General features: G+C 43.8%; 6 protein-coding genes. 1 reads left to right on the forward strand and 5 read right to left on the reverse strand.

Annotation, left to right across the window (positions count from 1 at the left end; genetic code table 11):
- Window positions 1-66: 66 nt before the first annotated feature.
- From IQ276_RS19510 to hetR, 3 genes are all read right to left on the reverse strand, one after another.
- Complete coding sequence (locus IQ276_RS19510; protein WP_235115806.1) at window positions 67-4,878, reverse strand: beta strand repeat-containing protein; 4,812 nt, start codon at window positions 4,876-4,878, stop codon at window positions 67-69.
- A gap of 65 nt (window positions 4,879-4,943) precedes the next feature.
- The gene (locus tag IQ276_RS19515; protein ID WP_193914380.1) at window positions 4,944-6,047 is read right to left on the reverse strand and encodes a TIGR03032 family protein; all 1,104 of its coding nucleotides are present in this window, start codon (window positions 6,045-6,047) and stop codon (window positions 4,944-4,946) included.
- Between the two features lie 524 nt (window positions 6,048-6,571).
- On the reverse strand, window positions 6,572-7,471 hold the full coding sequence (gene hetR / locus IQ276_RS19520) for a heterocyst differentiation master regulator HetR (RefSeq protein WP_190876984.1): 900 nt from the start codon (window positions 7,469-7,471) through the stop codon (window positions 6,572-6,574).
- Window positions 7,472-8,902: 1,431 nt separating this feature from the next.
- On the opposite strand from hetR, the gene IQ276_RS19525 reads away from it, so the two are divergent.
- Window positions 8,903-9,088: a hypothetical protein gene (locus tag IQ276_RS19525; protein ID WP_235115807.1), complete on the forward strand. Its 186-nt coding sequence runs from the start codon at window positions 8,903-8,905 to the stop codon at window positions 9,086-9,088.
- 662 nt (window positions 9,089-9,750) lie between these two features.
- On the opposite strand, the gene IQ276_RS19530 is transcribed toward IQ276_RS19525, so the two are convergent.
- Together IQ276_RS19530 and IQ276_RS19535 are read right to left on the reverse strand one after the other, a co-directional pair.
- Window positions 9,751-12,138: an EamA family transporter gene (locus IQ276_RS19530; protein ID WP_235115808.1), complete on the reverse strand. Its 2,388-nt coding sequence runs from the start codon at window positions 12,136-12,138 to the stop codon at window positions 9,751-9,753.
- Between the two features lie 881 nt (window positions 12,139-13,019).
- Entirely contained in the window at window positions 13,020-14,330 is a 1,311-nt protein-coding gene (locus tag IQ276_RS19535) for an inorganic phosphate transporter (protein ID WP_235115809.1), read from the reverse strand.
- Between the last annotated feature and the right edge of the window lie 3 nt (window positions 14,331-14,333).

Consider the following 14,333-nt stretch of genomic DNA (forward strand, 5'->3'; position numbering starts at 1 on the left):
CTCAAAGAAGTCGGGGATCTTTAGATTGCGATTCTCAACAAATCAAATAGGATTCCTATAACAAAGTTAGGCAATCACAGTAATATTTGTATTAGTCAACAGTGCCTGATTCGATAACTGGGCGATTTGAACTTGTGCTGTACCACCAACTCCATCTTTATCAAAGAATAAGTTACCCGTACTTTGATTATAGATAAAGCGATCGCCTGCTGCTGTGGCACTAGTGCCAAGTCGGAATATGCTCGAATCCAACGTAGTGTTCACAGATTGGCTCAGTGCAAATTCCGCTTTGGAAATGAAGATAGTATCATCTCCAACAGTAAAATCAGTAATAGTATCATAGCCACCAGTGCGGGTATCAGTCAGATATAAACTATCTCGCCCAATTCCACCAGTCAGCACATCTTTACCAATTCCACCAGTCAGTACATCATCACCTATACCGCCCAACAAGGTGTCAATGCCTGCACCACCAAAGAGGCTATCATTACCATCTTCTCCGCTCAACAGGTTAGCGCCACCATTTCCCATGATGATGTTATTGACGCTATTGCCAGTACCATTGATTGCTGAGCTTCCAGTCAAAGTCAAGTTTTCCAGGTTGTTTCCCAACACCCAAGTTATCGAAGACTTAACTAAATCTGTACCTGCATTTAAGCCTTCAGCGATCGTATCGCTGAGGTTGTCTACGGTGTAAGTGTCATCCCCAACTCCACCATCGAGACTGTCAATTCCTGCACCTCCATCCAAGCTGTCATTACCTGCACCACCTAACAAGGTGTCATTACCGGAACCACCAATGAGGCTATCATTGCCATCACCTCCATTCAAAGTGTTAGCAGCACTATTTCCTGTGATGATGTTATTGAGGCTGTTACCAGTACCATTGATTACCTTGCTTCCAGTCAAAGTCAAGTTTTCTAGGTTGTCTCCCAATACCCAATTCACAGCTGACTTGACTAAATCTGTACCTGCATTGAAACCTTCAGTAACCGTATCGCTGAGGCTATCTACGGTGTAAATGTCATTCCCTGCTCCACCATCAAGACTATCATTACCAGCTCCACCATCTAAGGTGTCATTATCTGCACCGCCAATTAAAGTGTCATTCCCTGTGCCACCAATGAGGCTATCATTGCCATCAACTCCATTCAAACTGTTAGCACCAGTATTTCCAATGATGATGTTACTTAGGTTGTTACCAGTACCATTGATTGCTCCGGTTCCTGTCAAGGTCAAGTTTTCCAGGTTATCTCCTAACACAAAAGTTACAGAAGACTTGACTAAATCTTTGCCTGCATTGAAACCTTCAGTAATCGTATCGCTGGGACTATCTACGATATAAGTGTCATCCCCTGCTCCACCATCAAGGCTATCATTACCGACTCCACCATCTAAGGTGTCATTACCTGCACCGCCTAACAAGGTGTCATTACCCTCACCACCAACCAACTTATCATTGCCTTCTTCTCCTTTCAACAAGTTAGCAGCAGTATTTCCCGTGAGGACGTTCTTCAAGCTGTTACCAGTACCATTGATTGCCTCTGTTCCGGTCAAGGTCAAGTTCTCTAGATTAGCTCCCAACACCCAATTGACAGAAGACTTGACTAAATCTGTACCTGCATTTAAACCTTCAGTAATCTTATCGCTGAGGCTGTCTACAGTATAAGTATCATTGCCTTTACCACCAATGAGACTGTCATTTCCTGTACCACCATCTAAGGTATCATTGCCATCACCCCCATCAAGGGTGTCATTATCACCTAGTCCTAGGAGGCTATCATTGCCCAGCAATCCGGAGATGAAATCTTTGATCTGTGTACCAGATATCTTATCCGCAGAAGAAGTGCCATTTATTGTATTGAATGCTGGATTATTGGGATCAGTCACTGTCAGTACAAAAACATCATCGATAGATGCTGTTCCATCACTGGCGATAACTTTGATGTTGAGGTTACCAACGTTGTTAGTTGTGGGAGTCCCACTGAAGGTAGTGCCATTGAAGGTCAACCAACTAGGAAGTGAGTTACCATCTTCCAGGGTGGCTGTGTAGGTGAGATTTCCACTATCCACATCGCTGAAGGCGTTTGGTGGTAGAGCAAAGTTGAAGGCGGTGTCTGTTGTCGCTGTTTGGTCAGCAACGGGGTTGGCAACAACTGGGTTATCATTCACCGCTGTAATATTGATGTTGCGGGTAACGGCAGTACTATTAGCAGTGCCATCATTAACTAGGAAACTGACGGTACGAGGTGTAGTGGTGGGGTTGTCGCTGCTGTTGTTATAAGTAATGGAACGCAGTACGGTTTGATAATTAGCAACGGTGGAACTGCCAGTTAAGGTTAAGACACCCGTACTGCTGTTGTAGCTGCCCGTAATCCCATTTTGAGCGGTGAAGGCGAGGGTGTCTTGACCAGAAATAAAGCCACTAGTAATGCTGACGGTGGCACTAACTAGATTGCTTGAGTCTGTATCACTGACGGTGATGGCTGAGTCGATGGCTGTAGTGGTGTTCTCGGTGTATGCCAAAGCAGAGTTGGTGGCAGTAGCAACGGGTGCATCATTCACCGCCGTAATATTAATATTGCGGGTAACGGCGGTACTATTAGCAGTGCCATCATTGACAACAAAGCTGACGGTACGAGGTGTAGTGGTGGGGTTGTCGCTGCTGTTGTTATAAGTAATGGAACGCAGTACGGTTTGATAATTAGCAACGGTGGAACTGCCAGTTAAGGTTAAGACACCCGTACTGCTGTTGTAGCTGCCCGTAATCCCATTTTGAGCGGTGAAGGCAAGGGTGTCTTGACCAGAAATAAAGCCACTGGTAATGCTGACAGTAGCACTAGCTAGGTTGGAGGAGTCTGTATCACTGACGGTAATGCCTGAGTCGATGGCTGTAGTGGCGTTCTCGGTGTATGCCAAGGCAGAGTTAGTGGCAGTGGCAACGGGCGCATCATTCACCGCTGTAATATTAATATTGCGGCTAACGGCAGTACTATTAGCAGTGCCATCATTAACTACAAAGCTGACGGTACGAGGTGTAGTGGTGGGGTTGTCGCTGCTGTTGTTATAAGTAATGGAACGCAGTACGGTTTGATAATTAGCAACGGTGGAACTGCCAGTTAAGGTTAAAACACCCGTGGTACTGTTGTAGCTGCCCGTAATCCCATTTTGAGCGGTGAAGGCGAGGGTGTCTTGACCAGAGGCGAAACCAGCGGTAATGCTGACGGTGGCACTAGAAAGGTTGGTGGAGTCTATATCGCTGAGGGTGATGCCTGAGTCAATGACTGTAGTGGCGTTCTCACTGTATGCCAAGGCAGAGTTGGTGGCACTAGCAACGGGCGCATCATTTACCGCCGTAATATCAATATTGCGGCTAATAGTAGCACTATTAGCAATCCCATCACTAACAACAAAGCTGACGGTACGAGGTGTAGTAGTGGGGTTGTCGGTGCTGTTGGTATAAGTAATGGAACGCAGTGCAGTTTGATAATTCGCAATGGTGGCACTGCCAGTTAAGGTTAAGATGCCTGTGCTGCTGTTGTAGCTGCCGCTAATCCCATTTTGGTTGGTGAAGGCGAGGGTATCTTCGCCAGGGACAAAACCACTAGTAATGCTGATGGTCGCACCAGAGAGGTTGGGGGAGTCTGTATCAGCGATGGTGATGGCTGAGTCGATCGCTGTAGCGGCGTTCTCAATGTATGCCAAAGCAGAGGCAGAACCAGAGGTAATTGTCGGGGGAAGATTACTGTTCTTGTAGAGTTGGGCATATACCCCATATAAAGACCCGTCCTGACCATAGCTTTGCCAGGAAATTACAAAGTCCCCATCTGCATCTATCGCTACTGTGGGGTTACTTTGATCGCTGCTGGTGTAGGCATTGACCCTAAATTCGTTCCCAACAGCTACTCCAGAACTGTTGTAGCGTCGGGCATATACGCCATAGCCAGAACTATCCTGACCAGAGCTAGTCCAAGAAATGACAAAATCTCCGTCATCATCCATTGCTACTGCGGCGTGAAGTTGATCGTTGTCGCTGTAGTTATTGACTTTAAATTCACTACCTTGTGCCATTCCAGCACTGTTGTAGCGTCGGGCATATATCCCATATAAAGACCCGTCCTGACCATAGCTTTGCCAGGAAATAACAAAGTCCCCATCTGCATCCATTGCTACTGTGGAGTTGGCTTGATTGTAGTCGGTGTAAGTATTGACCTGAAATTCGCTCCCTTGTGCCACCCCAGCACTGTTGTAGCGTCTGGCATATATCCCATTGCCATACCCGTCTTGATTGTAGCTAGTCCAGGAAATGACAAAGTCCCCATCTGCGTCCATCGCTACTGTGGGGTTATATTGCTGGTCGTCGTTAGAACTATTGACCTGAAATTCGTCCCCTTGTGCCTCCCCAGCACTGTTGTAGCGTTGGGCATATATCCCATACCCAGAACCGTCCTGAGCATAGCTCATCCAGGAAATAACAAAGTCCCCATCTGCATCCATCGCTACTATGGAGTTACCTTGATTGCTGTCGGTGTAAGTATTTACCTGAAATTCCCTCCCTTGTGCCTCCCCAGCATTGTTGTAGCGTTGGGCATATACGCCATAGCCAAAACCGTCCAGATCCTTGCTAGTCCAGGAAATGACAAAATCCCCATCTGCATCCATTGCTACTGTGGGGTTACCTTGAATGTCGGAGGTGGAAGTATTTACCTGAAATTCGCTCCCTTGCGGCATCCCAGCACTGTTGTAACGTTGAGCATATATCCCCGCGTTCTGACCGTTGTTAGTCCAGGCAATGACAAAATCCCCATCTGCATCCATTGCTACTGTGGGGTTAACTTGATCGTCAGGAAAGTAAGTATTGACTTGGAATTCAGCCATAAAAAAACCTCTTAAAAAAACTAAAAATTTGATTTCAACAATTACGCTGTAACTAGACAGACTCTTTAGTCATTAGGAATCACAGCACTCGGCCGCAGCCAGTAGTTCAACTCTGGTGCGGTAAATGCTTGGCGGATTTCTTTTCGTTCCGAATTCAAAACCATCGGACGCTGCACACCAGCAAGAAACTGCACATCATAAAGTTCTTGACAGCCTGTGGTGAACTTCAGCATTCCCACCTGCTGCCCATTTCGCAAATCTACGACTGCCACGCCACAAAGCAACTGCTCAAACCGTTGAGTAATGGGCAACCCCCCAAAAATATGCCGTTCCCGAATCTGGCATAGTCCCACTAGGGCGTAATACCCCACGCAGCACAATCCCCGCAGAAATCCAGGGAGTACACAGACTACCTGTTTGTCTCCTGATTCTGGATGAATGCGCCATACTTCCCCTGCACCAGAGTTGAGTAGCCACAAAAACCCGTCATGCCAAATTGGGGAATGGGGCATTGATAATCCATCTACAATAATTTCATTGCTCTCTACTTCCACTACGACTCCACCGTTGGCTTTACCCGGCCGCCATCCTCCGACGGTATCTGTCGTACCGAGGGCAGTCACATACTTAGGTTTGCCGTCTACCATCGCTAAACCATTCAGGTGGCAGCGGTCTTCTGGTACTACTTCGGAAATAAACTTGGGATGCCAGCGCGGGACAAAGCTAAAGTCTGGACTCAAGGCAGAAAGACAGGAAAAACGGGTGTTGACAATCCACAGCCCTTCCCTACCAAATTCCAGGTCATGAATGTTGAGGTCGCCTGTGAAGTATGTCATCCGTGGCAGGTAAAGGGCATCGTAGCGTCCAGGCTGGTCTTCTAAATACTCATAAGCTAATGTGGGGGCATTGGCTAATAAATAGACTTCGTGGTGGGTAGCCAGCGCTAAACGCGAACCATGAACTGCTAACCCCATTGGTTTGGCAAATTGGCGTAACAGCATGGTAATTAGTTGCCCATTCCAGCCCACTAGTGCTAGTTTCCCGGCTTGGTAGGTGCTGATGGCAACTGAACCTCCGGCTTGACTCAGCCAAGAGATAAATCCCTGGTCAGCGTCACACTGAATTAAGTTATTCTCTTGCTGGGCAGTAGTGGTAGAGGTGGCTAACATAAATCAAATTTTGTTAAGGAAATAATGTTATGGTTTAGACTTAGTTGAGTACAAAAACGGTTACACAAAACTAAATCTACAGGTAGCAGTAGTCACTTTGCCATAAGCCAAATTGGTTACCAATAAACAAACCTGTACCAGGAAGAAAACCTAAAGGAATCGCCTCCTGATAACAGGGCGCACCGCATAAAGCTGCACGTTATCTAAGCTTTGCGGACATTTTGATCTGAATTGTTTTTATAATGTTCTACTGGTAAGTTTTATTTGAGTTACTAAGGTTATAGTAATAACTTTTGATTTAAAAATAATCTGTGTATATACTGAAGATAAATTGGATTAAAATTTAAACTATTAGTAATAAAATATACTACTCATTAACAAGTGTGTGCTACCATTATGGTGATTTTTATTCAAATAAATAAAAACTATAATTCTCCTCTCCGATACGGAGAGGAGTTAGAAGATGTTCGTTGAACTTACGTCACTCGATCGCCTTTGCAAGTTTGGAATTCCGCACAGTTGTACTAGTCTTCTCTTTCACCAAAGGCTGTCTGTAAAATCACTGCAATACCTCCGTCTTGGTGATACTTATCTGCCCAAGCACGAATAACTTCATCCAATTCTTCCATAGCTTGCTCCATTTTTTCTGGAAGAATATCAAGTTCTTCCAACAAGCGCATGGCATTTCGTCGCCGTTCTGCCCAGTTTTTCATCATGCGGAAGTACCGAGCAGTATCTTCTACCATGATGTAAGTGCGTTCTTGATCGTCTGCTGGGGCGTAAAAAGGACGAGTCAGAGCGTAGAAGGGCATTCCCCAAGGAGAATCAATGCGGGTTACCGTACCTGAGTAGAGCAGACGGCGCTTGATATGCTCACCCAAGGCTTCACTCAAAGGCATTTGGTGTTCGGGTGGCAAGTCTTCTTGCGATCGCTTGTGCAAAAACTCGATCAAATCCAAAAACTCAAATGAGCTAACTAACTGGGCATCAGGTAGATTATTTGGCAGTTTTTGCTCTATTTGTCTTTTTTCTTCACTTGTCAGACTCGTACCAGGAACGCGCGATCGCCCCGGTTGCCAAGGATATTTTTCTAACCAGACATAAGGCAATTGAATCAGATAACGAGGTTCTTGAGAACCCAGCATTTTCAGCAGTTTGCCCTCTGTTAGCGCTTGTCTGACTTCTTCTACAATAATTTTTACCCGTTTCGGCTCCAAATGATGCAAATGTCCTGTCATTCGCAGGTTTTGTCCCTGCTCTAGATAGGTCATGTAAATTGCACACTTGGCTGCTGTTGCGGCTGCGTCTAAAAATGCCCCATGCCTGTGCCCACTCGTCCGCATGGCACTAAAAGCCAGATAAAGCATGATCTGATCCATCGCACTGGGGTCAAGACGTTTGATCAGATCTATGTCGTTACTCATATTACAGACAATTGAATAGCACGTTTACACAGTTTTTAATCGAGTGAAAATAGGTAGTATACACCTGGCTGAAAGCAATGTCTTTACTTCAGACTATATTAGTATGCGATAACTATGATATTTGTGGTAGCTCAAACTACCATTATCGCATATTTTCTGGTACATACACAGATTCAGTGTTGTTACCATAACCGTCCCTATATCTGTCCAGAAATTTACGGGCATCACTAAGTCTAGCTTGACCGTGATTTACAGCAGAATTCAGGAGTCAAGGAGTCAGAATTCAGAATTAGAATCGTCTCCGTGCCTAGCTTTTAGACATAGGTACTGTACTTCACTTTCCTTGAATCTGCTGTATGTCCTCAAAGTCAACTGTGTTGTAACTAATCTACAAAGCTTTTAAGTTCTTTAGGTTTTTCTAGTTTCTTGTCCTTGAAGAGCAACAACGTCAAGCTGCTTACCGCTTATTATGACATTATGGTAGCTCAAAGCAAAAACTAGTTTACGTGGTTCATCTGGGATATCTATAGACTCGAAAAAGATGGTTTTTATTTAGCTTTGACGAATTATTTGTAGTACACAATTGACTGGAAATAATAGGGAGCGAGCTAGAAGGAAGCTGCTTACCAGGTGTGCCAAGATTCACAAGCCCAGCCAAATGGCTAGTTGTGAATTATCATCCTGTTCACAACCTCCAGTGATGTCTCGGCAATATAGCTCGCTGGCTTGAAGAAAAATTGTAGACATCAAGTAGAGCAAATAATTTCAATTTGAAAGTCCCTGTTTTTTTAAACATCGCTAACGATTGTATCATTATTTTTTGGTTTGGGAATATATTTATATCTTATAAATTTGAACGCTAACGTTATTTAAATAATTTTTAATTTCAAAAATCAAGATTTCCTGATATTTGAAAAAACCTAAAAAAAATTAGTCTGACTTTATCTTTTTTAATTGCTGGACTGATTTCTGAATATGCAATACAGACAGAATTGGCTGCATATTTATTAGGCTTTATGTAACCGTAAAATTAGCGATTGCTCAACAATATGATAAGACATATTGGATTACAAGTGATGATTATTTATATTTTTTGCGGCAATTAATTTATATTTTTTTCATGAAAGTGTTTTAAACTTTCATCATTTATAGGAGTCAAGAGTCAAACGCCAAAGGTCAAAAGTCCGGTTTTTTGGAGTCTTGACTTTTGATTCTGAATGACCTCTAGGGACAAAACTATGAAACTTGCGTAAGTCCTATAGGAATCCGATTTGATTTCTGAATCACTCGTAGAGGTAAGGGACTGGGGATTGGGGACTGGGGACTGGGAAGAAGGAATAAAAGTGTACTGAGTTTTGTTCAAAAATCAAATATGAGTCCTATATAAATATGGAACAGCTTAGAGGATGTTTTAAAAATGGTGGCTGATGTATGAAAAACTTTAGATATCCCTGGCGCTCTCATGAAAATCAGGATTTTGAGAAAGTTTTTCCCCCTGAAAAAGCAGAGGATGCGGGGATATCGATACAACGGTACACTTTTAAAACATCTGTTAGTAGCTTTTTGTTGGGCGATCGCTCAATATATGCATATAGCGACAATAGTCGGGTTTTGTGAATCCATCTGTCGCAATCATTTTTCAAATTGGTATGGTCTAGACATTGGTGCTACTATTCCAAAACGTGCCGTAATCGTCTCAACTCCTTGCAAATCTTGTCTTTGGGGCAAGTACTCATGCTCAATTCCTTGAGTCAGTACTACTCACACTGCTCATATATACGTGTTTTACTATCTGTATCAGGCTAAATCTCTAAAAATGCAATGTTCCCTAAAGGGAGTGGGGAGTGAGGAGTAGGAAGCGAGGGAATGTGGGGAGCAGAGCAGCAGGGGGAAAATAATAACTCTTCACTCAGCGTACTCAGCAATGGCTCAACGCCCCGCTACCGCTAACAATACTTAGCACTCGTCATTTAGTACTTTGCTATACATATTAATCAGTATGCAAGGAAAAATTTAGGACTTACGCATTGACAATAAATGCCAAATATGAATAAGTTCAAAAACCATATCTTTCGTAAGGGCACAGCAACGCTGTGCCCCTACGGCATGGTCTATTTACGTAGTTTACCGCCGTAGGCATCGCAGGATAATTAACAAAAGCCTGAAACAACAAATGCATCGTTAATTCACATCACGATGCATTTGTACGGTGCATAAGTCCTAAAATTGATGGCAGCTACTGTAGCTACCATCAAAGTTCGGCAGGTTGAACTGGTCATTTAATTGGCGGGAGTGGAGGGTTTAACCTGATTTCGCATTGTTTCAAAGCTGAAAGCAGCGGCGCCAAAAGTTACTAACAATACTCCCAAAATTTGTACGATATCCAAATTTTCTTGAATGATTAACCCAGCGAAAATCACGGTTAGAACTGGGATGCTACCACCGATGAGGGCTGAACGTGAGCCACCTAACTTACTAATCCCTGCATTATTGAGCAAATAGCCAGAAAGAGTTAAGACACCCAAAATAAATGCGCTTAAAATCAGTTCCAGCATTTTCGTGGGATCAATTAGCAAATTCCAGTTGCTTGGTAAAGGTAACATCAAGCAAATAAAGCTCAACAGCAACATGGTAGCGAAGTTAATTAAAGTAAAAGTCACCGGATGCAATTTACTAGCACACACCCGCGTCAGAATTATGTAAGCAGCAAAAGCTACGCCAGAAATAATCGCGGCGCTGCTTCCTAGTGAAGTATTACCAATACCAGTGGTGGGAGAAGTTCCTAAAACCAATAATTCACCGCAGCAAATTGCAGCGATCGCCCCTATACGAAATATGGTAGGGCGATCGCGGAACAAAAACCACGAGAATAAACCGGTAATCATTGGATAAATAAAGAAAAGTGCGATCGCAATTCCGGTGGGAACTTGAGCTATGGCAATATAAACTAGCACTTGAGACAAAAACAAAAAGCACCCACTGACAATTGACAACAGCAAAATCTGCTTTGTAGCGGCATTAGTAGGTGTGGGATTTCCTCGGACTGAATCAGCCAAGTTTTCTAGATCTTGCCACAGTCTCGGATGCAGTATGGGAGATAACAGTACCATCAGTGGTACTACTACCATAAATCGCATGGTCAAAATTAAGAAAGTATTGCCCAAAGTCGGTGGTAGCAACTGCTGTACCTCCAGTACGCCGAAAATTTGGGAACCTTCGTGAAAAATCACTTTGATTGCTACGTTGTAAAGCGAGGATATGACTGTGGACAAAACAATCAGTAAAAAACCAATTTGAATCGAGGATAAGCCTGAGGAATTGGGCGATCGCCCTATAGGACTTTTTACCTCCTTTGGCGGCTCCAGCGCAGTCACATGTGTGAGTTTAGCTTTCCTCTGTGGCACACTTTTGCGGAGAACAGAAGCTAGTTCCGGAGCGTTTATTTTTAGTGAAGGTTGCGTTGCTTGCTGCTGTGGAACTGATGTTTCAGGAGGTTCTGATGAAGTTTCATTTTCGGATAAGTTGTTGCTGGGGAGAGAAATTGGTTGAGTGGGGTTTTCCTTTGGTGGAGAGACTACAACAGCAGACTGTGGTGGAGTTTGGTTTTGGGACAAGTCCAGATTGAGGACAGAAATTGGTTCGGTGGCGTTTTCCTGTGGTGGAGTTTGGTTTTGGGACAAGTCCAGATTGGGGACAGAAATTGGTTCAGTGGAGTTTTCCTGCGGTGGTAGAACTACAGCAGCAGGCTGTGGTGGAGTTTGGGTTTGGGACAAGTCCGGATTGAGGACAGAAATTGGTTCAGTGACGTTTTCCTGCGGTGGTAGAACTACAGGACTTTGGCTTTGGGACAAATCCGGATTGAGGACAGAAATTGGCTCAGTGACGTTTTTCTGTGGTGGAGTTTGGCTTTGGGAAAATTGAGTAGGAATCGCAGAAATTGGCTCAGGGGAATTTCTGACTACTTCCTCAACCTGGGGGGATGTATCCAAAAAAATGTTTGTTTCTGGCTCCGTCAGCTGCAAAACAGTCGGTGTACCTGTTGTTGGCGCTTTGCGTGAAGTTTCTTGTATAGTTTTTTCTAGTTGTCCATGCAGGCGATTAACAAACTCTGTCAAAATCACTTCCCCTTGCTGCTGTTGGCTGTACATCCGTGACAGCTGTTGGGAAAGATTACTTTGATAATTCTTTAATTCTTGTTGCAGGGAATTAAAAGTGATGGTAACGGTGTCATCAAGGCTGTCAAACATGTGTTCGACTTTTTCATTGATTTCACTTACTACATTGCTGCTAACTTCAGCGGATTTGAGTGCAGCTTGTTCGTAAGATTTGCCCTCTATGTTTTCCGTAGCTAAATTTGCCAGAGAGGATTGCAGTTGTGAAGATATATGCTTTGCCAGAACTTCTGCTAACTGACGAATTAATACTTGCTGCTCAGTAATTTGCCGCACTTGTTGTAAATGCTCTTTTTCTTCTAGCAAGCTTTGAATATCATCAGATAACCGATTTTTTTCTGCCTGAAGCCGCTTTATGTCTTCTTGCAACGCTCTGAGGACATTCTGCTGGAGATTTTCTAAGTCCTCAACTACAGCCCAAAGAGCATTTTCCGCTGCTCTAGAGAGCTCGCCTCTGACTCGCGGGTTTTCTGGTTGCTTCTCGAATCGCCCCATTAGCTTCTAACCTCTAACGCCTTGACAATAAAGCTGCTTCCCGTAGACTTGATTGGCACTCATACTAATTTCCTGTATTTTGTCAGATAAACTAAAAATTTTAACAGCACTTCCGCATATCAACGTAATTCTGTCATGCTAGACACAAGGTTACCAAAGCATCAACCCCTATTCTGATTTCAGGAAGCCAAGATTGAAAAAAAAATTCAGTTCGCCCCAAGTCGGCGCTCCGGTTTTTAATCGATCTCAGATTTGTATCGAAATTCAAAATTACAATTTGCGTAAGTCCTATATTTATTGTTTTGGTGGCAATATTATTATCAAAGACTTGCTCTTGAGTGCCTGATCGCCAAAAATTTCTCTGACTTGCGAAACTAGCTGTAAATTTGTGTGGAATGTAACTTGAGTGACAGTTTACATCTCTGATGGAGATTAAAGTATCTTTCTGTAGAAATTCAAGGTTACGCTATCCCCTGCACAACATTCTAATAAATGAGCAGCAATTCTGCAAAAACGCCTTTTTTTGGTGTTGTTGCAGTGTGGGTTTGATAGCGACTATAGCAATCCGCTTTGATTTTTGAACTCCTACAGCATACATGGGAGTGGCTAGAGATACCATGAATCGCGTCTTTATGAGCAATACCTTCTCTGCGAGACGCTACGCGAACGCCATTTTTTTGTAGGTTGGGCTTACCGTGTGAAAACCCAACGTATTTGTTGGGTTTCGTACCTCAACCCAACCTACGAATTGAGCGATTTTTCGATTTGGCGAAGGTATTGTATGAGAATAGGGAATTAGCCTTTGCGAGTTGAAGGCGAGTTTATTCAAAAATCAAATAGGAGTACCGTAGAGGTAAAAATTAGAAAAATATTAATAATTTTTAAAATAACAAAATCCGGGCGATGCTAAAAATGGCAGCGCTGAGAACCGCACTAACAGGGATTGTAATTAGCCATGCGGCGGCAATACCTTGTAGAGTTTTAAACTTAATCGATTTAATATCTTGCACCAATCCAATACCCACGACACCACCGACAAGGGCATGGGAAGTGGAGACTGGCAAACCTAGTCGGGAGGCAATGAGGATGGTGGTAGCAGTAGCCAGTTCCGCACAAAATCCACTACTAGGTTGCAAGAAAATGATGTTTTCGCCAATGGTGGCGATGACTTTTTTACCCCAAACAGCTAAACCACCAACAATACCAGCACCACCAAGGATTAAAATCCAGATAGGGATAGTGATACCATCCACAGGTACGCTACCAGTGCGATCGATGTAGACGATCGCAGCTAAAGGAGCGATCGCATTACCAACATCATTAGAACCATGAGCAAAAGCGACAAAGCAAGCACTCAAGAGTTGGAATCGGGCGAATAATTTTTCGACGGGATTGGGGAGTGGGGATTGGGGATTGGGGACTGGGGACTGGGGAGTTAAAAGTAGTTCTCCCTTATCTGCCTTATCTCCCGTCTGTTTTAATTGTCGCCAGCTAATAATTGTCAGTCCAACTGCTGCTACTGCACCAGTTAACAGTGGAATGTCGTAAGCAGGGATTTTGAAACCAATTTGCTCAATTACAAAATTGGTTAGGGGTTCAGTGAGGGAAGGTAATACAATCACACCAAATACACCTATCAGCACGGTACTTAACCAGGGAATCCACTCTTGTAACTGGACTAATTGATTAGGTCGATCTAAAATCCAGTGCTTGATTTGACTGTAGAATAAAGCTGCGATCGCACCACTAATTACAGGTGTTAAAACCCAGCCAACGGTAATCATGCCAATTGATGACCAATCAATTGCGTCTACTCCCAAAGCTACCCAGCTAAATCCAGCGATCGCACCAACAACCGCATGAGAAGATGACACTGGTAAACCGCGCGATGTGGCAATTTGCAACCACACACCACAGGAAACTAGCACCGTCGCCATCCCAATCACAAGTATTTCGGGTGTAGCAGCAAATAAACCGGGATTAGCAATTTTCGTTGCTAAGGTTTCCGTTACCTGATGTCCAAATAAGACAGCACCCGTGAACTCTAATATCCCTGCAATTATTAGTGCCTGTTTGAGAGTAACAGCTTTGGAACCTACGGAAGTTCCCATCGCGTTAGCAACATCATTTGCTCCGAGATTCCAGGCGACGTAAAAGGCTAGTAGGGCGACGAAAAGTAGAGTGTAGGGCATAGG

This window comes from Desmonostoc muscorum LEGE 12446 (genome assembly GCF_015207005.2).
Taxonomy (GTDB): Bacteria; Cyanobacteriota; Cyanobacteriia; order Cyanobacteriales; family Nostocaceae; genus Nostoc; species Nostoc muscorum.

Excerpts from the sequence above, each read along its gene's own strand:
- IQ276_RS19510 (WP_235115806.1), bottom strand. The coding sequence starts at position 4,878 with ATGGCTGAATTCCAAGTCAATACTTACTTTCCTGACGATCAAGTTAAC.
- IQ276_RS19515 (WP_193914380.1), bottom strand. The coding sequence starts at position 6,047 with ATGTTAGCCACCTCTACCACTACTGCCCAGCAAGAGAATAACTTAATT.
- hetR (WP_190876984.1), bottom strand. The coding sequence starts at position 7,471 with ATGAGTAACGACATAGATCTGATCAAACGTCTTGACCCCAGTGCGATG.
- IQ276_RS19525 (WP_235115807.1), top strand. The coding sequence starts at position 8,903 with ATGAAAAACTTTAGATATCCCTGGCGCTCTCATGAAAATCAGGATTTT.
- IQ276_RS19530 (WP_235115808.1), bottom strand. The coding sequence starts at position 12,138 with ATGGGGCGATTCGAGAAGCAACCAGAAAACCCGCGAGTCAGAGGCGAG.
- IQ276_RS19535 (WP_235115809.1), bottom strand. The coding sequence starts at position 14,330 with ATGCCCTACACTCTACTTTTCGTCGCCCTACTAGCCTTTTACGTCGCC.